Origin of the sequence: Xanthomonas translucens pv. cerealis, from assembly GCF_006838285.1 — a bacterium.
Lineage (GTDB): Bacteria > Pseudomonadota > Gammaproteobacteria > Xanthomonadales > Xanthomonadaceae > Xanthomonas_A > Xanthomonas_A cerealis.
The window spans coordinates 4,178,612-4,199,863 of the sequence record NZ_CP038228.1; the positions used below are offsets into that span (position 1 = coordinate 4,178,612).

Here is a 21,252-nt window from a genome sequence, read left to right on the forward strand (position 1 = left end):
TGAACTCAAGGATCCGAACCATGCGACACCGCTGCAGACCGCTCGCCGTCGTCGCGGCGACCTTGCTGCTCGCCGCCTGCCAAGGCGGACACGGACCGGCACCGCAGAATGCGGGGCGCAGCTACGGCACGCTGCGCTTCCATCCCTGCACGCTGACCAGTCCGGTCGCGGCCAACAACGTCGAGGCGCAATGCACGCGCATGCCGGTGGCGGAGAATCCGGCGGTGCCTGGCGGGCGCAAGATCGCGCTCAACATCGCCTGGTTGCCGGTCACCGGCCAGGGCGGCAGCGATCCGGATCCGGTGTTTTTCCTCGCCGGCGGCCCAGGCCAGGCGGCGACCGAGGTGGCCAGCATCGTCGACATGGCCTTGCGCGAAACCCGCAAGCGCCGCGATGTGTTCCTGATCGACCAGCGCGGCACCGGCCAGTCCAATCCGCTGACCTGCCTGGGTGCGGACGGCAAGGAAATGCAGCTGTCCGATCCGGCGCGCGCGCCTACCGCTGACGAGTTGCTCGACTATGCAGGGCGTTGCGCGCAGTCGCTGCAGGGCCGCGCCGACCCGCGCTACTACACCACCACCCAGGCCATCGCCGATCTGGATGCCGTGCGCGCCGCGCTCGGTGCGGACAAGATCAACCTGATCGGCGGTTCCTACGGCACCCGCGTCGCCCAGCAGTACGCGGCGCGTTATGCGGCGCATACCCGCAGCGTGGTGATCGACGGCGTGGCGCCGAACGATCTGGTGGTCGGCGGCGAGTTCGCCACCACCTTCGAGGATGCGATCAAGCTGCAATCGGAGCAGTGCAGGGCCACCGCGGCCTGCGCCAAGCGCTTTCCCACCGACACCCGCGCGCAGCTGCGCACGGTGGTGGAGCGGTTGCGGCAGGCGCCGGCGCAGGTGGATTACCGCGATCCGGCCAGCGGCGAGAGCAAGCACGACCGGGTGACCGCCGATACCGTCACCAGCCTGGCGTTCTCGTTCTCGTATGCGCCGCAGACCGCCTCGTTGCTGCCGCTGGTGTTGGACGAGGCCGCGCACGAGCGCTACGCGCCGCTGATGTCGCTGGCGAAGATGATGGGCAAGCAACTGGACGGGCAGATGAACCGCGGCATGCAGTGGTCGGTGATCTGCGCCGAGGATGCCGACCGTTACCACCCGCCTGCCGCCGGTGGCGACACCTTGCTCGGTCCGGAGGTGGCGCAGATGTTCTTCGCCGCCTGTCCGGCATGGCCGACCGGCACGCGCCCGGCCGGTTTCACCGCGCCATTCAAATCCGAACTGCCGGTGCTGCTGACCTCCGGCGAACTGGATCCGGTGACCCCGCCGCGCTACGCCGCGCGCGTGCTGCAGGGCCTACCCAACGGCCGCCACCTGGTGGTGCATGGCCAGGGCCACGGCACCATGACCCTTGGCTGCATGCCCAAGCTGCTGAGCCAGTTCTTCGAGAACGCCGACGCCAAACAGCTCGACGCCACCTGCCTGGACGCGATGAGCGGCGTGCCGGCCTTCACTTCGTTCAACGGATGGGAACCATGAGCCGCGCAGCGTTTCGCAGGGAGGACCGCGCGTGATCGTCGCCGACAATCTGCACAAGGCGTTCAAGACCAAGGCCGGCACCGTGCAGGCGGTGCAAGGGGTCAGCTTCGAAGCCGCCGACGGCCAGATCACCGGCCTGCTCGGTCCCAACGGCGCCGGCAAGACCACCACCTTGCGCATGCTGTACACGCTGATGACGCCCGACCAGGGCCAGGTGCGCGTGGATGGCATCGACGTGGGCGCCGATCCGCTGGCGGTGCGCCGCGCGCTGGGCGTGCTGCCCGACGCGCGCGGCGTGTACAAGCGCCTGACCGCGCGCGAGAACATCGCCTACTTCGGCGAACTGCACGGGCTGTCGGCGGCGCGCATTGCCGAACGCACGCGGCTGCTGTCGGCGGCGCTGGACATGGACGACATCCTCGACCGCCAGACCGAGGGCTTCAGCCAGGGCCAGCGCACCAAGACCGCGATCGCGCGCGCGCTGGTCCACGACCCGCGCAACGTGATCCTCGACGAACCCACCAACGGCCTGGATGTGATGACCACCCGCGCGATGCGCGGCTTCCTGCGCGGGCTGCGCGCAGAGGGGCGCTGCGTGATCTTCTCCAGCCACATCATGCAGGAGGTGGCGGCGCTGTGCGATCGCATCGTCATCGTCGCCAAGGGCACGGTGGTGGCCGCCGGCACCGCCGACGAACTGCGCGCCCTGACCGGCGAAGACAATCTGGAAGACGCCTTCGTCAAGGCGATCGGCAGCGACGAGGGACTGCACGCATGAGCCTGTTTCGAACCGTGTTCACCGTGATGCGCAAGGAATTGCGCGATCTGTCGCGCGACCGCCGCACCTTGGCGCTGGCCCTGCTGCTCGGCCCGCTGCTGTATCCGGCGCTGATCCTGGGCATGGGCGCGCTGGCCGAGAGCCGGGTCAGGACCCAGATCGACACGCCGCTGGACATTCCGGTGATCGGCCGCGAGCGCGCGCCGAACCTGGTCGCGTTCCTCGCCGCGCAAGGCCTGAACGCCGTCGCGCCGCCGAAGGACCTGACCGCGGCGATCCGCAGCCAGGACGTGGATCTGGCGCTGAAGATCGACGAGGACTACGCCAATGCCTGGCGCGAGGGGCGCCCGGCGCTGGTGGAGATCATCAAGGACAGCACCCGCCGCGACGCCGACATCCCGACCACGCGGGTGCAGACGGGGCTGAGCATGTACAGCCAGCAGGTTGGTGCGCTGCGGCTGCTGGCGCGCGGCGTCGATGCGCAGGTGGCGCGGCCGCTGGACATGGCGGTCCAGGATCTGGCCACGGCCGAAGCCAAACGCGGCGCGCTGCTGGCGATGCTGCTGCCGGTGCTGCTGACCATCACCTCGTTCATCGGTGGCGCCTATCTGATCCTGGATGCCACCGCCGGCGAACGCGAGCGGCAATCGCTGGAGCCGCTGCTGGCCACGCCGGCCTCGCGCGGGGCCATCGTCAGCGGCAAGATCGCCGCCGCCTGCGTGGTCGGGCTGGCCTCGCTGCTGCTGACCCTGCTCGCATTCAAGCTCAGCGCGCAGGTGGCCAGCGGCATCGGCCGCCAGCTCAACGTCAGCTTCGTGGCGATGTTGCAGATGCTGTTCGTGCTGCTGCCGATGCTGTTCATCGGCACCTCGCTGCTGACCGTGCTGGCCGCCGCGGCCAAGAGCATGAAGGAAGCGCAGAGCCACATGACCTGGCTGATGCTGCTGCCGATGCTGCCCGGTTACGCGCTGATGGTGTATCCGCTGAAGACCACGCTATGGCAGTTCGCGGTGCCGTTCCTGGCGCAGAACCAGATGCTGCTGAAGATCATCCGCCGCGAACCGATCGACCTGCAGATCTGGGCGGTGTACCTGGCCGCCGGCTTCGGCCTGGCCGCGGTGCTGTGGCTGGCCGCGGTGCGCCGCTACCGGCAGGAGCGGCTGGCGATATCGGGGTGATTGGGCGGGACCCGGGACTCGGAAAAAGCGGCGGCCGCCTGTGCTGCAGGATCATCGCACTGACGCTGCTTCGCTCTTACGGGTCCCGAGTCCCGAGTCCCGAAAAAAAACCCGGCACATGCCGGGCTTTTTGCAGGATCAGCCGCCGGGATTGAACGCCAACGTGCGTCGCGTCGTGACCGGCGCGCTGACCGGCTCGAAGCGCCAGCGCTTGGTCGCGTTCAGCGCTTCGCGGTCGAACACCCGTGGCGGGGTGGCGCGCAGCACGCGCGCGCTGGTGACCGAGCCGTCGGTGCCGACGGTGATCTCCACCAGCACTTCGCCGGCAGTGCCCGAGCGCAGCGCGTCGGGCGGGTAGCGCGGCGCCGGGGTGCTGATCGCGCGCAGCGATTGCGGGCTGGCAGCGGCTGCCGCTGGCGTGGCCGCCGGCGGCGCTGCAGGCGGCACTGCTGCCGGGGCCGGCGTCGGCGCGCTGCGCGCAGCGGCGGCCTGGCGCTCGGCTTCCTGGCGTGCCCTCTCGCGGCGCGCGGCGTCCTGTTGCGCGGCGATCTGCTGCGCGGCCTGCGCCTCGCTGGCCTGCTGCTGCGCCTGCTTCTGCTGCTCGGCCAGCAGCCTGGCCTTCTGTTCGGCCTCCTTCTTGACCTTGTCGGTCTCTTCCTGGCTGCGCTGCGCCGCGGACTGCATGCCGTTGCTCACGCCCAGCTTCAGCCGCGGCAATGCCGGCGCCTGGCTGTCGATCTTCTCGATCAGCGCGACCAGCCGCTGCGCTTCCGCGAAGTCTTCGCGGTTGATGCTCTGCTCGGCGGCGATCAGCGCGTACGGCATCAGGTCGGTCAGCGCGCTCTTGACCCCGGCGTCGTCCGGCTGCTTGTCGCGCAACGCCAGGTAGTATTCGACCGCGTTGTTGCCGGCCGGCGCGTACATGCGGTTTTCGCGCAGCGCCTGGCTGGCCGCTGCGTGCAACTGCTCGGTGCCCATCGACCGCACCTTGGCCGAGACCGGCGGTGCGGCCGGCGCGGTGGCTGCGGGTGCCGCCGCCGGCGTGGCGACCGGCGTGGCGTCTTCCTGCCTGGAACAGGCCGCCAGCGTGGCGAGCAGCAAGACCGGCGCCATGCGGCGCGCCTTCGCGAATGTCGTAACCTGCAACATGCTTTCCCCTACTCCCCGGTGATGGCAATGAAATACGCAGCGGCGGTTCTCCCGCGCAGCCGGCATGGCTCCCTCGTTCCCTGCCAGCGCACCCCGCCCGTCAATCTAGCATCCACTTCCGCCGCGTGCTCGACGGCTGCGTGGCGGCCGCCGCAAAAGCGTGAGCGCGTGCACGCGAGGTCAGTGCGCCGGTTTCGCCGGCGCGGACATCAGCCGGTCGGTCCAGGCGATGCCGATCGCCGACAGGATGAAGATGCCGTGGATGATGGTCTGCCACAGCACCCCGGTCTGGGTCAGCGTCGCGCAGCTCTTCAGGTCCACGGTGGCCGCCGCGCTGGCCAATTGGTCCGGCGAGCACAGCGGCATGCCGCCCAGCGCGCCGACCGCGATGAAGGTCTTGAGCAGGTGGATCGAGGAGATGCCGATGATCGACAGCGCCAGCTTCACCTTCAACACGCTGGCATTGACGTGGCTCAGCCACTCCGGCTGGTCCGGATGGCCTTCCAGGCCCAGCCGCGAGACGAAGGTTTCGTAGCCGCCGACGATCACCATCACCAGCAGGTTGGAGATCATCACCACGTCGATCAGGCCGAGCACGATCAACATGATCTGCTGTTCGCCCAGGCTCGGCGCCTCATGGATCAGGTGCCACAACTCCTTTCCGAACAGGAACACATAGACGCCCTGGGCCACGATCAACCCCAGGTACAGCGGCAACTGCAGCCAGCGCGAGGCGAAGATCAGGCTGGACAGCGGGTTGAGGCGGGGCGGCTGAGGCGCAGGGCTCATGGCGTGGTATCGAATGCTGCGGTGCAGGAAGGCGCAGGGTACTGGCCCGCCGGGATGCTGCCAAGCGCGCACCACGGCTACACTGGACACCCCGTTTCCGGACCGCCGCCATGATCGATCTGTACTACTGGCCCACGCCCAACGGCCACAAGGTCACCTTGCTGCTCGAAGAGGCCGGGATGGACTACACCATCAAGCCGGTCAACATCGGCGCCGGCGAGCAGTTCGCGCCGGCGTTCCTGGCGATCTCGCCGAACAACAAGATGCCGGCGATCGTGGACCATGCACCGGCCGACGGCGGCGCGCCGCAGAGCGTGTTCGAGTCCGGTGCGATCCTGCTGTACCTGGCCGAGAAGACCGGGCGCTTCCTGCCGGCCGATCCGCGAGGGCGCGTCGTCGCGCTGGAGTGGCTGTTCTGGCAGATGGCCGGGCTCGGCCCGATGAGCGGGCAGATGGGCCACTTCAACGTGTATGCGCCGGAGAAGATCGGCTACGCGATCGACCGCTACAACGCCGAGGTGCGGCGCCTGCACGGCGTGCTCGACAAGCGCCTGGCGCACAGCGAGTACCTGGCCGGCACCGAATACGGCATCGCCGACATGGCCAGCTATCCGTGGATCGAGGTGTACAACGGACTCAGCCCCGACTATGCCGCGTTCCCGCACCTCAAGCGCTGGCACGACGCGATCGGTGCGCGCCCGGCCACGCAGCGCGCCTACGCGCTGAAACGGCAGGTCAACCCGGACGCCGGCAAGCCGCTCAGCGATGCGCAACGCAAGCATCTGTTCGGCCAGCGCTGAACCGGCCTGCGTCACGCTTCTCAATCCCCGGGCGCACGCGCATCCTGCTGCGCCGGGTGCTCCGCCAGGAACCTTCATGCGCTCTGTGTTCGCCGCTCTCGCCCTCATGCTCGCCACGTCCCTCGCTCCCGCGCACGCCGAAAAACTGACCCTGGACGCCATCACCGGCAGCAAGCCGCTGTCCGGGCCGACCTTGATGAAGCCGCAGGTCGCGCCGGACGGCTCGCGGGTGACCTTCCTGCGCGGCAAGGACAGCGACCGCAACCAGCTCGACCTGTGGGAATACGACATCGCCAGCGGCCAGACCCGCTTGCTGGTGGATGCGAAGGTGGTGCTGCCCGGCACCGAGACGCTGAGCGAGGAGGAAAAGGCGCGGCGCGAGCGCCAGCGCATTTCCGCCTATGCCGGCATCGTCGATTACCAGTGGGCGCCGGATGCGCATGCGCTGCTGTTCCCGCTCGGCGGCGAGCTGTATCTGTACGACCTGCGCAAGACCGGCAGCGCCGCGGTGCGCAAGCTGACCCAGGGCGAAGGCTTCGCCACCGATCCGAAGATCTCGCCGAAGGGCGGCTACGTCAGCTTCGTGCGTGCGCGCAACCTGTGGGTGATCGACCTGGCCAGCGGCCAGCAGCACCAGCTGACCCGCGACGGCAGCGAGACGATCGGCAACGGCGTGGCCGAGTTCGTCGCCGACGAGGAGATGGACCGGCATACCGGCTACTGGTGGGCGCCGGACGATTCGGCGATCGCCTTCGCGCGCATCGACGAAGCCGGCGTGCCGGTGCAGAAGCGCCCGGAGGTGTATGCCGACCACACCGAGGTGATCGAGCAGCGCTATCCGCAGGCCGGGCAGCCCAACGTCAGGATCCAGCTCGGGGTGATCGCGCCACGTGCCGACGCGCAGCCGCAGTGGATCGACCTGGGCAAGAATCCGGACATCTACCTGGCACGGGTGGACTGGCGCGATGCGCAGCGGCTGACCTTCCAGCGCCAGTCGCGCGACCAGAAAAAGCTCGAACTGATCGAGGCGACCCTGGCCGGCGGCAAGCAGCGCGTGCTGGTCACCGAGACCAGCAAGACCTGGGTGCCGCTCAACCACGACCTGCATTTCCTCAAGGACGGGCGCTTCGTCTGGGGCTCGGAGCGCAGCGGCTACGCGCACCTGTACCTGGCCTCGGAAGACGGGCGCAAACTGGCGCCGCTGACCCACGGCGACTGGATCGTGGACGAACTGCTGGCAGTGGACGAAGGCGCCGGCAAGGTCTACTTCGCCGCGACCAAGGAATCGCCGACCCAGACCGAGCTCTACGCGGTGCCGCTGGCCGGCGGCGCGATCGAGAAGCTGTCAAAGCCCAACGGCACGCATGCGGCCAGCTTCGCCAAGAACGCCAGCGTCTACGTCGACAGCTGGTCAAACACCACCACGCCGCCGCAGATCGAACTGTTCCGCGCCAATGGCGAAAAGATCGCCACGCTGCTGGTCAACGACCTGGCCGATCCGCAGCATCCCTACAGCAAGTACCGCGACGCGCAGCGTCCAGTCGAGTTCGGCAGCCTGACCGCGGCCGACGGCAAGACGCCGCTGCACTACCGGCTGACCAAGCCGGCCGGCTTCGACCCGTCCAAGCGCTATCCGGTGGTGGTCTACGTCTACGGCGGCCCGGCCGCGCAGACCGTGCTCGACAGCTGGCCGGCACGCGGCGACGCGCTGTTCGACCAGTACCTGGCGCAGCACGGCTACGTCGTGTTCTCGCTCGACAACCGCGGCACGCCGCGCCGCGGCCGCGATTTCGGCGGCGCGCTGTACCAGCGCCAGGGTACGGTGGAAGTGGACGACCAACTGCGCGGCGTGGCCTGGCTGAAGGCGCAGCCGTGGGTGGATGCCGCGCGCATCGGCGTGTACGGCTGGTCCAACGGCGGCTACATGACCCTGATGCTGCTGGCCAGGCACAGCGAGGCCTATGCCTGCGGCGTGGCCGGCGCGCCGGTGACCGATTGGGGGCTGTACGACAGCCACTACACCGAGCGCTACATGAACCTGCCCGCGGCCAATCCGGACGGCTACCGCGACGGCCGCGTGGCCGCGCATCTGGACGGCCTGCATTCGCCGCTGCTGCTGATCCACGGCATGGCCGACGACAACGTGCTGTTCACCAATTCCACTTCGCTGATGAGCGAGCTGCAGAAACGCGGCAAGTTGTTCGAGCTGATGACCTATCCCGGCGCCAAGCACGGCCTGTCCGGCACCAATGCGCTGCACCGCTACCGCACCACCGAAGCGTTTCTGGCGCGTTGCCTGACGCCCTGACCGCCCTCCGCACCCACGCTCGCCGAAAAGGAGTTCTGCATGTCCACGCCGCCGCCGCTGCCCGGTTCCCCCCTGTCTGATCCCGTTGCCGCCGCGTCGCCGACGGCGGCCCGCAAAGGCTGGTGGGCACGCCACTGGAAATGGGCGGTGCCGCTGCTGGCCTTGCTGCTCGGCGCGATGCTGCTGGCCTCGATGGCGGTGTTCGTGCTCGGCATCGCGCGCGTCACCAAGGCATCCGAGCCGTACCGCGTCGGCCTGATGGCCGCGCAGCGCGACCAGCGGGTCATCGCGGCGCTGGGCGCGCCGGTCAAGGATGGGATCATGCCCAGCGGCAGCATTTCCACCAGCAACGGCAGCGGCAGCGCCAATCTCAGCGTGTCGCTGCACGGCGCGCGCGGCAACGGCACCTTGTACATCGAGGCCGAACGCCATGCCGGGCAATGGCATTACACGACGCTGCAGGTGCTGCCCGACGCCGGCGAGGCGATTCCGCTGCTCGAGGATGTCGCGCCGGACCAGGAGGACGGCGGCGAAACCGATGCCGAATCCGATTCCGACGCGGATGCCGCCAGCCAGAGACAGGCCGAAGTGGACCCGTCTGCGCCGGTCGCGGCGGATAGCACGCAGTAAGCGCATCAGCGGCTGTGGCGTGCGCCGCGGCTGCAGACGGGACGCAAGCCGCCCGGCCATTCCGTCGAGTCGCTGCGTTGCGTGGGCAGGGGGATGCCGTGCATCGCGCTGTCGCCGTGCTGCCGATCGCAGACGGTGTAGCCGTGTGCACGACTCGCGGGCCTGCAGCGACCGTCGCGCAATTCGGATCGCTACCCTGACCGCCTCCGTTTCGTGCGCGATCGCCGGCCATCCGGCGCGGCCATGACCTGCGGCAGCTTGCCGGCCGCACGCGCGCCGCGTACGGTCGCCGCATCGCCCCGCTGGAAATCCGCCGATGAGAACGAGCGCCTGCTGCTGCCGTAGCAGGATGCGCCGCAGATGGTGCTCGGCGGGCTCAACAACCTGCTGTCCGAACAGGTGCCGACGGCGCGCCGGGCCAAGGCGCTGGACCGGCTGTAGCGCTATGTCGGCCTGCTGCCCGGCAGCACTTCCATGCTGCTGGCGCGCCAGTGTTACGAGGAAAAGCGCGCCGACGGTTCGCTGTTGCCGCCGACCCGACGCGAGGTCGAACAGGCCTTGAGCAACGTGGACACCTATGCCAGGGGCATTATAGGATCGACGGCACCGAACCGGCGCTGGCGGCGATGGACAGACAGTTCAAGGACTACGCCGCTTGGACGCGCAAGGTGGTGCTGCCGAAGGCGCGCGAGGACGCGCGCCTGCCGCCGGAACTGTATGCCTTCCAGTGCGCCTGGGGTCGGCGGCCGAGAGTGCGGCGCAACCGGCGCCGCATTTCCGCCCGGCGCCGCTGGTCGGCAATACCGGCGAGCAGGGCAGCTTCGTGCTGCCGCTGGGCAATCCGGATACCTCCGGCAAGGGCGAGCATTACGACGACTTCAACTTCGGCTCGGCGGCGTGGACGCTGAGTGCGCACGAGGGCCGGCCCGGCCACGAACTGCAGTTCACCGCGATGGTCGAGCGCGGCGTGTCGCTGGCGCGCAGCATGTTCGCGTTCAATTCGGTCAACGTCGAGGGCTGGACGCTGTACGCCGAGGCCGAAATGGTGCCGTACGAACCGCTAGACGGGCAGCTGATCGCGCTGCAGTTCCGCCTGCTGCGCGCCGCGCGCGCCATGCTCGACCCGATGCTCAACCTGGGCCTGACTGACCGCGAACGCGCGCGCCTGGTGCTGGAGAACGACGTCGGCCTGTCGCCGGCGATGGCGCGGCAGGAACTGGACCGCTACATGATGCGCGCGCCCGGCCAGGCCGGCAGCTATTTCTATGGCTACAGCCGCATCATGGAATTGCGCATGCGCACCGAACTGGCGCTGGGCGCGAAGTTCGACCGGCTGAAGTTCAACAACTTCCTGCTCGACCAGGGCTTGCTGCCGCCGGATCAGCTGGCGACCGCGGTGGACGAGGTGTTCGTGCCGGCGCAGCTGGAGTGATCGGGCTGTGACCATGCCGCGCCGCTGCGTGAATCGCGCAGCGGTGCGGCCAATACCGATCAGTGATCCTTCGGCACATTTTCCGGACGCTGGCGCCCTTTCCAGTCGCTCGCCTTGCCGCCGCCGACAGGACAAATACGCTCATATTGGTATACGGCTCTTACTGCCGTTTGTGTCCAAGACATGAGGCAGTAAGTGCCAACGCAGCATGGCTCTGTGGTCGGATACAGGCAATAGCCAGGAGCTCCCATCTACATACCTGTGGACGGGGACGTGGGTATCCATTTCTTGTCTGGTGACTTGCAGCCTTGTGTGCAAAAAACAAAAGGATCGTTGTCGCGACAGGCCAGCCTCTCGTATATGGGCGCAGCGTTGGCTGGGCCGAACAAAACTAAGAATGCGACCAATATCCATATCCAGCGTTTCATAACGAGTCCTTCTGTCAATAACGGTTTACACCGAGCGCCCAGGCTAACGACCTGTCATTACCTTGGCGGGTCTGGGCGTAAGCCTGACAAGTCCTTGCAATGCCCGCGTGTCGGTCAATACTTATAATCCGGCCAATAGCTTACCAAGGGGGCTGCGACGGCGGTCGCCTATTCCTGGGCTGCTGCGCCACCCGGGAGACGGTGAAGCTGGACATGGAGCTGGGCCAGCATTGGCCGGCCGGCCGTGGTCGGCCCATTGTCCAGGAGGCCAGCGCTCCAACAGCGGAAACGGCCGGGTGCATTCTCCCCAGCGACGCTCAGCGTTCTTGCGGCGGCAACGGCTGCGCGGGCTGTGGCGCCGCTGGCGCCTGCGCCCCCGGCGGTACCCAGATCGCCATGCCGGCGGCGCGCTTCTGCGTGGTCGGGATGCCGATGCCCAGGCCGCCGCCGACGTGGCCGCCATAGCTGCCGCCGCCGATCGATACGCCGCCGCCCGAGCGTTGCGAGGCCACGCCCATCAGCACCACGCCGTTGGCGCCGAGCTTGGCCGCCTCGCGCTTGAGCCGCGTCATCGCCGCATCGGTCTGGCCCTGGGTGCCGAAGCCGGCCGCGCTGGAGGATTCGAGCTGGGCGATATCGACCGCGCCGAGCGGTGGGGTCGAATAGATCTGGACCAGGGCCGGGTCGATCGGCGGCCGCGGCGCGCCGACCATCACCTTGGAGGAACTGGCGCAGCCGGCCAGCGCGAACAGCAGCGCCAGCGGCAACAGCGGTCGGACGTTCATGGCATTACCCCCGTGGATCGGATACGAGGCGATGATAGGCGCGACCAGTGAACCGCGACGTACCCGCCATTGCCGCGCCACCGTGGCACGCCCGCCGTGAGTCCCGTGCCAAGAGTTGGTTTGCGCCGGCGGGCGCGCGCGCTATGGTGCGCACTGGCATTCAGCGAAGGGCGGCGGCATGGGCTTGATCAGTCTGATGTGGGGCATCGTGGCGTTGCTGTGGATGATCCTGGCCTTCATCCCGCTGCTGGGCTGGGGCAACTGGTTCGTGATTCCGTTCGCCGCGGTCGGCGCGATCATCGCCGCGATCGGGCTGCTGTTCACCTCGGCCCCGAACCGCGGCCGCGCCAAGACCGGGCTGATCCTCAATGGCCTGGTGATCGTGGTCGGGGTGATCCGGCTGAGCCTGGGCGGCGGCGTGATCTAGCCAGCGCAGTCGGGCACGGCGGCGGCATGCCGTGTTGCAGCATGGCGCCGCCCACAGGTGGCCGGAAGGCGTAACATTCAGCGGTGACGATCGCTGCGGTGGCCGTCACCGTTCGCGCCGGTGCGTGCGGCGCGGCTCGGTAGACCGGGCGCCGCCTCGCGTTGCCGCGTGCGCGACGCCCGATCCATCCCTGCAGGAGCCTCGCGTGGCCCATCCCCATTACCGTCCCCGGCGCATGCGCCGCGACGATTTCTCGCGCCGGCTGATGCGCGAGAACACCCTGACCGCCGACGACCTGATCTGGCCGGTGTTCGTGCACGAGCTGCCCGGCCGCGCGCCGATCGCCTCGATGCCGGGCGTGGCGCGGCTGTCGATCGACGAATTGCTGAAGGACGCCGAGACCGCGCTGGAACTGGGGATCCCGGTGATCGACCTGTTCCCGGTGATCGACCCGTCCGGCAAGAGCCTGGACGCGGCCGAGGCCTGGAATCCCGAGGGCCTGGCGCAGCGTGCGGTGCACGCGCTGAAGACCCGTTTCCCCGAACTGGGGGTGATGACCGACGTGGCGCTGGACCCGTACACCACCCATGGCCAGGACGGCATCATCGACGCGCGCGGCTACGTGCTCAACGACATCACTGTCGAGGCGCTGGTCAGGCAATCCATGTCGCATGCGCAGGCCGGGGTGGACATCGTTTCGCCTTCGGACATGATGGACGGGCGCATCGGCGCGATCCGCCGCGCGCTGGATGCCGACGACCACCTGCACGTGCGCATCATGGCCTACTCGGCCAAGTACGCCTCGGCGTTCTATGGCCCGTTCCGCGATGCGGTCGGCAGCGCCGGCAACCTCGGCAAGGCCGACAAGACCACCTACCAGATGGACCCGGCCAACGGCGACGAGGCCATGCGCGAGATCGCGTTGGACCTGGAGGAAGGCGCGGACATGGTGATGGTCAAGCCCGGCATGCCGTACCTGGACGTGGTGCGGCGGGTGAAGGACGCATTCCGCGTGCCGACCTTCGCTTACCAGGTCAGCGGCGAGTACGCGATGCTCAAGGCCGCCGCCGCCAACGGCTGGCTGGACGAACGCAAGTGCGTGCTGGAATCGCTGATGGCGTTCAAGCGCGCCGGCGCCGATGGCGTGCTGACCTATTTCGCGCCGCAGGTGGCACGCTGGCTGCGCGAGGCGCGCTGAGGCGGTGGGCGTACGTTCGGTGCAGATGACGCGGCTTGTTGTAAGAGCGGCTTCAGCCACGACAACGTCCGAAGCCGGAAGGCCCGCCGCTGCGTTCGCCGCGACTGAAGTCGCTCCCACAAGGATTCCACCGGCACAGTGGAGCGGCGAGGCCTCTTGTGGGAGGGGCTTCAGTCCCGACTGCATGCCCGTTCGGAACATTCACCACTGCGCTCGTCGCGACTGAAGACAGTTGCTCCTACAAAGGCAGGATGCGCGCAGGGAAAAACTTGCAGACATAGGTGCAGTATTTATGCGGACGTCGGCGTGGACGATGGATGCGCCCGGACGCCCCGGTTTCACCATTCCCTGCGCGAACCAGCTGTTGCCCACGCGCGGGCCAAAAAAGTCGTCCGCGCGCACCACGATGACCCGCGCACCGTGCGCGGTCGCGGCCTGCAGGCGCCGCTCCAGCTCGACCCGGATCGCGCCCTAGCGCGTGGCCTGCGCCGCGTCTGCGTCCTGTGCCGGGCAGGCATCCAGGCCGTAGTTGTAGACCGTGCCAGGCAGCACGATGGTCGCGCCTTCGGCGCAGGCCGCGGCGATCGTGTTGTCGATCAGCGGCAGCACCAGTTCGGACCAGCGCCGGTAGCCGGGCGGATTGACCGCATGCACGATCACCGCGCAGCCTTGCGCGGCGTGCAGCACGTCCTCGCGGCGCATCGCGTCGCCGCGCAGCCAGTGGATGCCGTCGCGGGTTTCGCTGGCGGCAGCGAGTCCGCGTTGCAGGGCGCGCAACTGCCAGCCGGCGTTTTGTGTATGGGCAAAGCTATCGGTTGGGAGCTGTGCCGGTCCTTGCTCGCGGTGCTGGAGGAGGGGTCGCTGTCGGCGGCCGCGCGTGCGCTCGATCTGACCCAGTCCACCGTCGGCCGGCATGTGGCGTCGCTGGAAAAGGCGCTGGCGGTGCCGTTGTTCGTGCGCTCGCAGAGCGGATTGCTGCCGACCGATGCGGCGCTGGCGCTGCGCGGCCATGCCCAGGCCATGGGCAACATCGCCGTCTCGCTGCGGCGCGCGGCCGGCCGCCACGGCGAGGCGGTGCAAGGCACGGTACGGATCTCCGCCAGCGAGATCATCGGCGCCGAAGTGCTACCGCCGGCGCTGGCCGCATTGCGCCGCGCGCATCCGCAGCTGCGGCTGGAACTGGTGCTCAACAATCGCGTGCAGGACCTGCTGCACCGCGAGGCCGACGTGGCGGTGCGCATGACCCGGCCGCAGCAGGATCTGCTCATCGCCCGCCGCATCGGCGAGATCGCGCTCGGCCTGTACGCCCATCCGGACTACCTGGCCCGGTACGGCAGCCTGCAAAGCCTGGACGAGCTCATGCAGCACGCGCTGGTCGGCTTCGATGCGGAGACGCCGTTCCTGCGCGCCGCACGTGCGGGGCTGCCGCGATGGCGGCGCGAGGCGTTCGCGCTGCGAGCCGACAGCGACCTGGCGCAACCGGCCTTGATCCGTGCCGGCTGCGGCATCGGCTTCTGCCAGGCGGCCCTGGCCCGGCGTACGCCGAACCTGCTGCCGGTGCTGGCGCAGCAGGTACGCATCGGCCTGGATACCTGGATCACCATGCATCAGGACCTGTACGGCAGCGCCGCCTGCAGCGCCTTGTTTGCGGCGCTGGCGGAAGCGATGACCGCGCACGTGTGCTGAGCCACGCACGCGGTCGTCTTCGGCGTGTTGCGAGCAATTGCCCGGCAACCTCGACAACGGCTCAGCAGAGCATGACGCTATTTGCGAGTCCCGAGTCCCGAGTCCCGAGTCCCGAGTCCCGAGTCCCGAGTCCCGGCCTTACGGCATCGTCAACGCGATCGGCGTGGACTTCATCGCCGCGGAGATCGACGGGAACGGATCGACGCTGGCCATGGTGATCACGTCGTCGATCGACACCACATCGCAGTTGATGCTGTCGTCGTTCACGCACAAGTACGCGGCCGCGCCCACGCCCGGCTCGTACACCGCCTTCCACACGTACTCCGGCACTTCCACCTTGTCGCTGCCGATGGTCGTCGCGTTGCTGTCGAAGGCCGGGCCGGTCACCACGTAGATCTCGCCGCGCTGCTTGGCCAGCTGCCGCACCTGCTCTTCGATACGCGCCCATTCGCCGGTGTTGAGCTTGTGGTCCTGCGGCACCACGTTGGCCATCGAGAAGGTTTCCTTCTCCGTGCTCTCGGTCGAGGCGTCGCCGGCCGGGGTCATGTGGCCGCGGTCGAAACCGGTATTGGTGTAGTCCGAGCTCTTGGAGCGGTCGGCGGCGGGAATGGCGGTTTCCTCGTGGAACGAACCGACCCGGCCGATCGACTCGGCGCCGGCGACCTGCTGGTCTGTAAGGTGTTCGGCCGAGTACAGCGGACCCTTGGTCACGCCCGAGGCCAGGATCGCGTATTCGCTGTGGCAGACCTCGGTAGTGCGGGCGCTCAGCGAGGCATCCACGCTCGGCGGCTTGCCGCCTGCATACAGGGTGGCGCAACTGGTGGCGGCCATCGCGGTTTGGGCCGTGAACAACGCAAGCAGAACCAGACAACCGCGCAGGAAGAAGGACATCGCGTACCTCGCTAGCCAAGGGGAGTGAAGAAACTGGCGGGGAGCGATGTCGCTGCGGTGACGATTAGATGTGGTGCGCATGGAAAATGCACGGCCTGTCACGTTTATGGGTAGGCGGTGCGGGTTGGTCCGCAGCGGATCCGATAAGCGTTCTCATTTACAATGCGCGGCCGCCTTCCGAACGTGTCCTGCGCCGTGACCAAGAAGCTGTTGTTCCAGCTGCACTGGCTATTGGGCATCAGCGCCGGGCTGGTGCTGTCGGTGATGGGGCTGAGCGGGGCCACGCTGGCGTTCGAGGACGAGATCGTGCGTTGGGCCAACCCGCCGCTGGCCGTGGCGGCCGCGCGCCACGCAGCCGGCGAGTCGCCGTTGCCGCTGGCCGAGCTGGCGCGGCGGCTGGACCTGGGCGGCACGCATCGGGTCACGCGCATGCTGATCGACCCCACCGGCATGCGTCCGTCCAACCTGCGCCTGGCCGGCCGCGACGGCGGGCGCCTGTACTTCGATCCCTACACCGGACACACGCTGCCGGAGCCGCGGCTGAGCGGCTTCTTCGCATTCGTCGAAGACTTGCATCGGCATCTGCTTGCCGGTGAACGCGGCAAGGCGGTCACCGGCGCCTGTGCGATCGCGCTGCTGTTCTTCTGCCTGTCCGGGCTGTACCTGCGCTGGCCGCGCCAGTGGTGGAGCTGGCGCGCATGGTGGGTAGTGGAATGGAAGCGGCAGGGACGCAGTTTCCTGTGGAGCCTGCATTCGGTGATCGGCACCTGGTGCCTGGCAATCTACCTGTCGATGGCGTTGACCGGGCTGTACTGGTCCTACGACTGGTACCGGCAAGCGCTGGTGGCGGTGCTCGGCGGCGAGCGCGCGGACAACACCGACAACGCCGGCGGCGGCCGCGGTGGCAAGCCGCCGGCCCTGGACTATGCGCGCCTGCAGGCCACGCTCGATGCGCTGCCGGGCGTGCGCCGCGCCTACCTGGACCTGCGCCTGCCCAGCGGCGCCGGGCAGCCGCTGAGCGCGCGCTACCTGGCCGCCGATCCGGTGCACAGCCGGGCCTTCGACGGCCTGGAGATCGATCCGCGCAGCGGGCGCATCCTGCGCCGCCTGGACTATCGGCAGCAGCCGCTGGGGCGGCAGCTGCTGAGCAGCGTGTTCGCCCTGCACACCGGCAGTTTCTTCGGCCTGGCCGGGCGCGTTCTGGTGATGCTGGCCAGCCTGTGCCTGTCCTTGTTCTTCATCACCGGCTTGCTGCTGTACCTGGACCGGCGGCGCAAGAAGCGCGCGCTGCAGCACGCGCGGCGCGGCCTGGGCGCGGTTGCGCCGGCCGCCGCCGAGCCGTGGCTGGTGGGCTTCGCCAGCCAGAGCGGATTGGCCGAACGCCTGGCCTGGCAGGCCGCCGGCCAGCTGCAGGCGGCGGGCGTGCCGGTGCAGGTGCAGTCGCTGGCGCAGCTGGATGCGGTGCAACTGCGCGGTGTGCGGCGTGCGCTGTTCGTGGTCAGCACCTTCGGCGACGGCGAGGCGCCGGACCCGGCGCGCGGCTTCGAGAAGAAGGTGTTGCGCCAGGCGCAGGCCCTGCCCGAGCTCGGCTATGCGCTGCTGGCGCTGGGCGATCGCCAGTACGCGCGCTTCTGCGGGTTCTCGCGGCGGCTGGAGCAGTGGCTGGCCGCACAGGGCGCGCAGGCGCTGTTTCCAGCGGTGGAAGTGGACAACGCCGATCCGCAGGCGCTGGCGCAGTGGCAGCGGCAGCTGTCCGCGGTCACCGGCGTGGCGGAAGCGGCGCCGGCGCTGCAGGCGCCGCCGGCGCTGGAGTGGCGCCTGGCCGGACGCGCGCTGCTCAATCCCGGCAGCGCCGGCGCGCCGGTGTGGCGCATCGATCTGCTACCGCCGCCCCAGGCGCAGTGGCAGGCAGGCGACATCCTGGAAGTGCAGCCCTGCCACGCGCCCGATGCCGTGCGCGCCTGGCTCGCCGCGCATGGGGTGTCGATCGACACGCCGCTGCGCGCGGGCGGCGTGGCGCTGCCGCTCCAGGCGGCGCTGGCCGATCGCGCATTGTCGCCGCCTGGGGACGCGCACCATCTGCAGGCCTGGTTCGATGCGCTGCCGCCGCTGCCGCTGCGCGAATACTCGATCGCCTCGGTGCCGGCCGACGGCCTGCTGCAACTGGTGGTGCGCCTGACCCGACGCGACGACGGCAGTGCCGGCCTGGGCTCGGGCTGGCTGTGCCTGCATGCGCCGCTGCAGACCGCGCTGCAGGCGCGGGTGCGCGCCAACCCCGGGTTCCGCCGCCACGGCGCTACGCCCTTGCTGCTGATCGGCAACGGTACCGGCATCGCCGGTCTGCGCAGCCTGCTGCGCGAGGCCGAGGTTGCCGGCGTGCATGGTCACTGGCTGCTGTTCGGCGAACGCAACGCCGCGCACGATGCGCTGTTCGGTGCGCAATTGCAGGCATGGCAGCACAGCGGCCACTTGCAGCGCCTGGACCTGGCGTTCTCGCGCGACCAGCCGGGCAAGGTCTACGTGCAGGATCGCCTGCGCGATGCCGCCGACGAGGTGCGCGCCTGGCTCGCGCGTGGCGCCACGCTGCACGTCTGCGGCAGCCTGGACAGCATGGCACGCGGCGTGGATGCGGCGTTGCGCGAGATCCTGGGCGAGGACGCGCTGGATGCGCTCAGTGCGGATGGGCGTTATCGGCGCGATGTGTATTGAGGTGGGCCGATGCGGTTGCAGCGATTCGGGCGGAGCCCTTGACCCGTACCGCATCCGATCGCGTTGTTTCCACCGCTGCGCTTGTCGCGACTGAAGTCGCTCCCACAAGGATTGGCGATGTGCCGGCTGGGTGGCACTGTGGGAGGGACGTCACTCCCGACGCCCTCTGAGTGGCCCACCGCTGCGGCAGCGGCGGGAGACGGATATGCGGCAAGCGGCTTGCAACAGCCACACGATCCGCTCCAGAAACCGTCGCCGCTCAGCGCACACCTGCACAATCGCCGCCGCCGCTCGCAACCGGGGCCTTCATCCGGTACACGTCGAGCTTGCCGGCCTTGGGCGCGCGTGCGCTGCCGACCACCAATAGTTCGGTCGGCTTGGAGGCATCCACGACCGCGCCGCGCGTGTCGCCGTCGGCACTGTTGAACGACAGCGCCAGCGGCTGCGCCTGCACGTAGTGCCCGCCGGCGCACTGCGCGAGCAGCAGTTGCGTGCCGTGCGCCTTGCGCGCCCGCGCGAACACCAGCGCACGGCCGTCGCCCAGCCAGGCGGCATCGGTTTCGTCGTCGGCGCTGTTGCTGCCGTCCAGCGCCGTTGGCTGGCCGAAGGTCTTGCCTTGCCGCCGCGCCACGAACAGGTCCATGCCGCCGGCGCCGCCGTGGCCGTCGCTGGCGAACAGCAGCCGGGTGCCGTCCAGCGACAGCGTCGGCGCGCGTTCGTCGCCGCGCGAATTCACCGCCGCACCCAGGTTCTGCGGCGGGCCGTAGCGGCCGTCGGCCAGTAGCGGCGCGCGGTACAGGTCGCTGCCGCCGTGGCCGCCGCCGCGATCGGAAGCGAAGTACAGCCAGTGCCCGTCGGCGCTGAAGAACGGGTCGGTGTCGGCGCTTGGCGCGTTCAGCGGCGCCGGCAACGGCTGCGGGTCGGCCCAGCGCCCGTCGCGCAGCGTGGCCTGCCACAGGTCGCCGCCGCCGGGCCCGCCGGCGCGGTCGGGGCTGGCCCAGACGATGCGTTGTCCGTCCGCGGAAACGCTGGCGCGGGTCTCGTCGGCCTTGCTCGAGACCACGCCCATGCCTTCGATGCCGAACTCGGAAAGCGCGAACGCCGACGGCGCGCAGAGTAAACTCGCGGCCAGCGCGAGCGGCAGGGCGGGGGTCCGCATGTCGGATTCCTTCGGATGTCGCGACCAGTCTAAAACAACCAACGAGCGTTCCATGCCCACATCCCGTTATGCCGTGTTCGGCCATCCCGTCACCCATTCGCTGTCGCCGCGCATCCATGCCGACTTCGCCAAGCAGACCGGCACCGCCCTGCAGTACGACGCGATCGACGCCCTGCCGGACGGCTTCGCAGCGGCGCTGGCGGCGTTTGCCGCGGAGGGCGGCGTGGGCGGCAACGTGACCTTGCCGCTGAAGGAAGCTGCGTATGCGCTGAGCGTGGTCCACAGCGCGCGCGCGCAGCGCGCCGGGGCGGTCAATACGCTCAGCTTCCGCGACGGGCAGTGGCACGGCGACAACACCGACGGCGCCGGCCTGGTGCGCGATCTGACCGGGCGCAACGGCCTGGACCTGCGCGGCCGCCGCGCGCTGCTGCTCGGCGCCGGCGGCGCCGCGCGCGGCGTGGCGCCGGCGCTGCTGGACGCCGGCGTGCAGCAGTTGCTGATCGTCAACCGTTCGCCCGAGCGCGCCGATGCGCTGGTCGATGCGTTGGGCGACCCGGCGCGCGCCGTCTCCCGCTACTGGGAAGACCTGCGCGAGCAGGGCGACTTCGAATTGATCGTCAATGCCACCGCCGCCGGCCGCGACGACAGCGCGGGGTTCTCGCTGCCGCTGTCGCTGGTCAACAGCATGACCCTGGCGGTGGACCTGAACTACGGCGAGGTGGCGATCCCGTTCCTGGCCTGGGCGCGTGCGGCGCACTGCCGCGATACCGTGGACGGCCTGGGCATGCTGGTCGAACAGGCGGCCGAGAGCTTCGAGCGCTGGCACGGCGTGCGCCCGGACACCGACCCGGTCTACGCCGCGCTGCGCGCGCGCGACGCGGTGCTGGTCAGCGCCGACTGACACGCGCGCTCCGGCGCTTTCCTTCAGCTCCCACGGAGATCCCATGGACACGGCATTCCTGCTTCAGTTGTTGACCACGGTGGGTTTGCAACTGCCGATCCTGATCGTCCTCGGCACAGGCCTGGTGCTGCTGGCCACGCGCCGTCCCTGCCGCGCGCGCACCCTGGGCTTGTGGGGAGTGAGCCTGCTGCTGATCGGCGGGCTGTGCGGCACGGTGGCCGCGCTGTTGCCGATGTTGATCCTCGAGCAGGGCGGCAGCTACGCCACCTACGCGGTCTGGTTCGGCATCATGCAGGCGGTATTCACCCTGCTGCATGCGGTGGCGATGCTGCTGGTGGTACTGGCGCTGCGCCTGGCGTTGCCGCGCTGACAGGCGCGGCGCGGCATCGGCGGCCGGGCCGTTCACCTTTCCCCGGCACGCGGCGCCCAGACCTGGGAAAATAGCCGGCCGATCCCCGGCACGAGC

At 69.2% G+C, this 21,252-nt stretch carries 17 protein-coding genes and 2 pseudogenes; 13 read left to right on the forward strand and 6 right to left on the reverse strand.

Going from position 1 to position 21,252, the window contains the following annotated elements; translation table 11 throughout:
- Positions 1-20 precede the first annotated feature (20 nt).
- From E4A48_RS18475 to E4A48_RS18485, 3 genes are read left to right on the forward strand one after another with little or no spacing between them, the layout of a single operon-like run.
- Positions 21-1,538, forward strand: a complete 1,518-nt coding sequence (locus tag E4A48_RS18475; RefSeq protein ID WP_039006331.1) for an alpha/beta hydrolase — start codon at positions 21-23, stop codon at positions 1,536-1,538.
- A 31-nt stretch (positions 1,539-1,569) separates the two neighbouring features.
- Entirely contained in the window at positions 1,570-2,316 is a 747-nt protein-coding gene (locus tag E4A48_RS18480; RefSeq protein ID WP_142742927.1) for an ABC transporter ATP-binding protein, read from the forward strand.
- Complete coding sequence (locus E4A48_RS18485) at positions 2,313-3,494, forward strand: ABC transporter permease (RefSeq protein ID WP_039006329.1); 1,182 nt, start codon at positions 2,313-2,315, stop codon at positions 3,492-3,494. The genes E4A48_RS18480 and E4A48_RS18485 overlap by 4 nt, the downstream gene beginning before the upstream one ends.
- Positions 3,495-3,632: 138 nt before the next feature.
- Here E4A48_RS18485 and E4A48_RS18490 read toward each other — a convergent pair whose 3' ends face one another.
- Both E4A48_RS18490 and E4A48_RS18495 read right to left on the reverse strand, forming a co-directional pair.
- Positions 3,633-4,643 carry an energy transducer TonB gene (locus E4A48_RS18490; RefSeq protein ID WP_142742928.1) on the reverse strand — a complete coding sequence of 337 codons (1,011 nt, stop codon included), beginning with the start codon at positions 4,641-4,643 and terminating at the stop codon, positions 3,633-3,635.
- A 180-nt stretch (positions 4,644-4,823) separates the two neighbouring features.
- Positions 4,824-5,432, reverse strand: coding sequence for a TIGR00645 family protein (locus E4A48_RS18495; RefSeq protein WP_142742929.1), 609 nt, complete (start codon positions 5,430-5,432; stop codon positions 4,824-4,826).
- A gap of 110 nt (positions 5,433-5,542) precedes the next feature.
- On the opposite strand from E4A48_RS18495, the gene E4A48_RS18500 reads away from it, so the two are divergent.
- The 4 genes and pseudogenes from E4A48_RS18500 to E4A48_RS18515 all read left to right on the forward strand — a co-directional run bounded on the left by E4A48_RS18500 (position 5,543) and on the right by E4A48_RS18515 (position 10,602).
- Positions 5,543-6,232, forward strand: coding sequence for a glutathione binding-like protein (locus E4A48_RS18500; RefSeq protein WP_142742930.1), 690 nt, complete (start codon positions 5,543-5,545; stop codon positions 6,230-6,232).
- Positions 6,233-6,308: 76 nt separating this feature from the next.
- Positions 6,309-8,540 carry a S9 family peptidase gene (locus E4A48_RS18505; RefSeq protein ID WP_142742931.1) on the forward strand — a complete coding sequence of 744 codons (2,232 nt, stop codon included), beginning with the start codon at positions 6,309-6,311 and terminating at the stop codon, positions 8,538-8,540.
- Positions 8,541-8,579: 39 nt separating this feature from the next.
- Entirely contained in the window at positions 8,580-9,170 is a 591-nt protein-coding gene (locus tag E4A48_RS18510) for a cytochrome c oxidase assembly factor Coa1 family protein (protein ID WP_039006324.1), read from the forward strand.
- Positions 9,171-9,413: 243 nt separating this feature from the next.
- Positions 9,414-10,602, forward strand: a pseudogene (locus tag E4A48_RS18515) (DUF885 family protein).
- A 745-nt stretch (positions 10,603-11,347) separates the two neighbouring features.
- Here E4A48_RS18515 and E4A48_RS18525 read toward each other — a convergent pair.
- The gene (locus E4A48_RS18525; RefSeq protein WP_039006323.1) at positions 11,348-11,815 is read right to left on the reverse strand and encodes a hypothetical protein; all 468 of its coding nucleotides are present in this window, start codon (positions 11,813-11,815) and stop codon (positions 11,348-11,350) included.
- 178 nt (positions 11,816-11,993) lie between these two features.
- Between E4A48_RS18525 and E4A48_RS18530 the strand changes: the two genes are divergently transcribed.
- Both E4A48_RS18530 and hemB read left to right on the forward strand, forming a co-directional pair.
- Positions 11,994-12,242, forward strand: coding sequence for a hypothetical protein (locus E4A48_RS18530; RefSeq protein WP_142742932.1), 249 nt, complete (start codon positions 11,994-11,996; stop codon positions 12,240-12,242).
- A 205-nt stretch (positions 12,243-12,447) separates the two neighbouring features.
- On the forward strand, positions 12,448-13,440 hold the full coding sequence (gene hemB / locus E4A48_RS18535; protein ID WP_039006321.1) for a porphobilinogen synthase: 993 nt from the start codon (positions 12,448-12,450) through the stop codon (positions 13,438-13,440).
- Positions 13,441-13,752: 312 nt separating this feature from the next.
- Here hemB and E4A48_RS18540 read toward each other — a convergent pair.
- Positions 13,753-14,235 (reverse strand): annotated as a pseudogene (locus E4A48_RS18540) (hypothetical protein); the annotation flags it as partial.
- A gap of 3 nt (positions 14,236-14,238) precedes the next feature.
- Between E4A48_RS18540 and E4A48_RS18545 the strand changes: the two are divergent.
- The gene (locus tag E4A48_RS18545) at positions 14,239-15,126 is read left to right on the forward strand and encodes a LysR family transcriptional regulator (RefSeq protein WP_068830257.1); all 888 of its coding nucleotides are present in this window, start codon (positions 14,239-14,241) and stop codon (positions 15,124-15,126) included.
- A gap of 138 nt (positions 15,127-15,264) precedes the next feature.
- Here E4A48_RS18545 and E4A48_RS18550 read toward each other — a convergent pair whose 3' ends face one another.
- The gene (locus E4A48_RS18550) at positions 15,265-16,017 is read right to left on the reverse strand and encodes a DNA/RNA non-specific endonuclease (protein WP_039006319.1); all 753 of its coding nucleotides are present in this window, start codon (positions 16,015-16,017) and stop codon (positions 15,265-15,267) included.
- Between the two features lie 195 nt (positions 16,018-16,212).
- Here E4A48_RS18550 and E4A48_RS18555 point away from each other — a divergent pair, with 195 nt between their 5' ends.
- Positions 16,213-18,726, forward strand: a complete 2,514-nt coding sequence (locus E4A48_RS18555; RefSeq protein ID WP_185910682.1) for a PepSY domain-containing protein — start codon at positions 16,213-16,215, stop codon at positions 18,724-18,726.
- A gap of 259 nt (positions 18,727-18,985) precedes the next feature.
- Here the strand turns inward: E4A48_RS18555 and E4A48_RS18560 are convergent, their stop codons facing one another.
- The gene (locus tag E4A48_RS18560) at positions 18,986-19,885 is read right to left on the reverse strand and encodes a TolB family protein (RefSeq protein ID WP_039006318.1); all 900 of its coding nucleotides are present in this window, start codon (positions 19,883-19,885) and stop codon (positions 18,986-18,988) included.
- Positions 19,886-19,937: 52 nt separating this feature from the next.
- On the opposite strand from E4A48_RS18560, the gene aroE reads away from it, so the two are divergent.
- Together aroE and E4A48_RS18570 are read left to right on the forward strand one after the other, a co-directional pair.
- A complete protein-coding gene (gene aroE, locus E4A48_RS18565; RefSeq protein ID WP_039006317.1) occupies positions 19,938-20,786 on the forward strand; it encodes a shikimate dehydrogenase in 849 nt (282 codons plus the stop codon).
- A gap of 43 nt (positions 20,787-20,829) precedes the next feature.
- Positions 20,830-21,156 (forward strand): hypothetical protein, encoded by a 327-nt coding sequence (locus E4A48_RS18570; protein WP_039006316.1) that lies wholly within the window; start codon positions 20,830-20,832, stop codon positions 21,154-21,156.
- Positions 21,157-21,252: the final 96 nt, after the last annotated feature.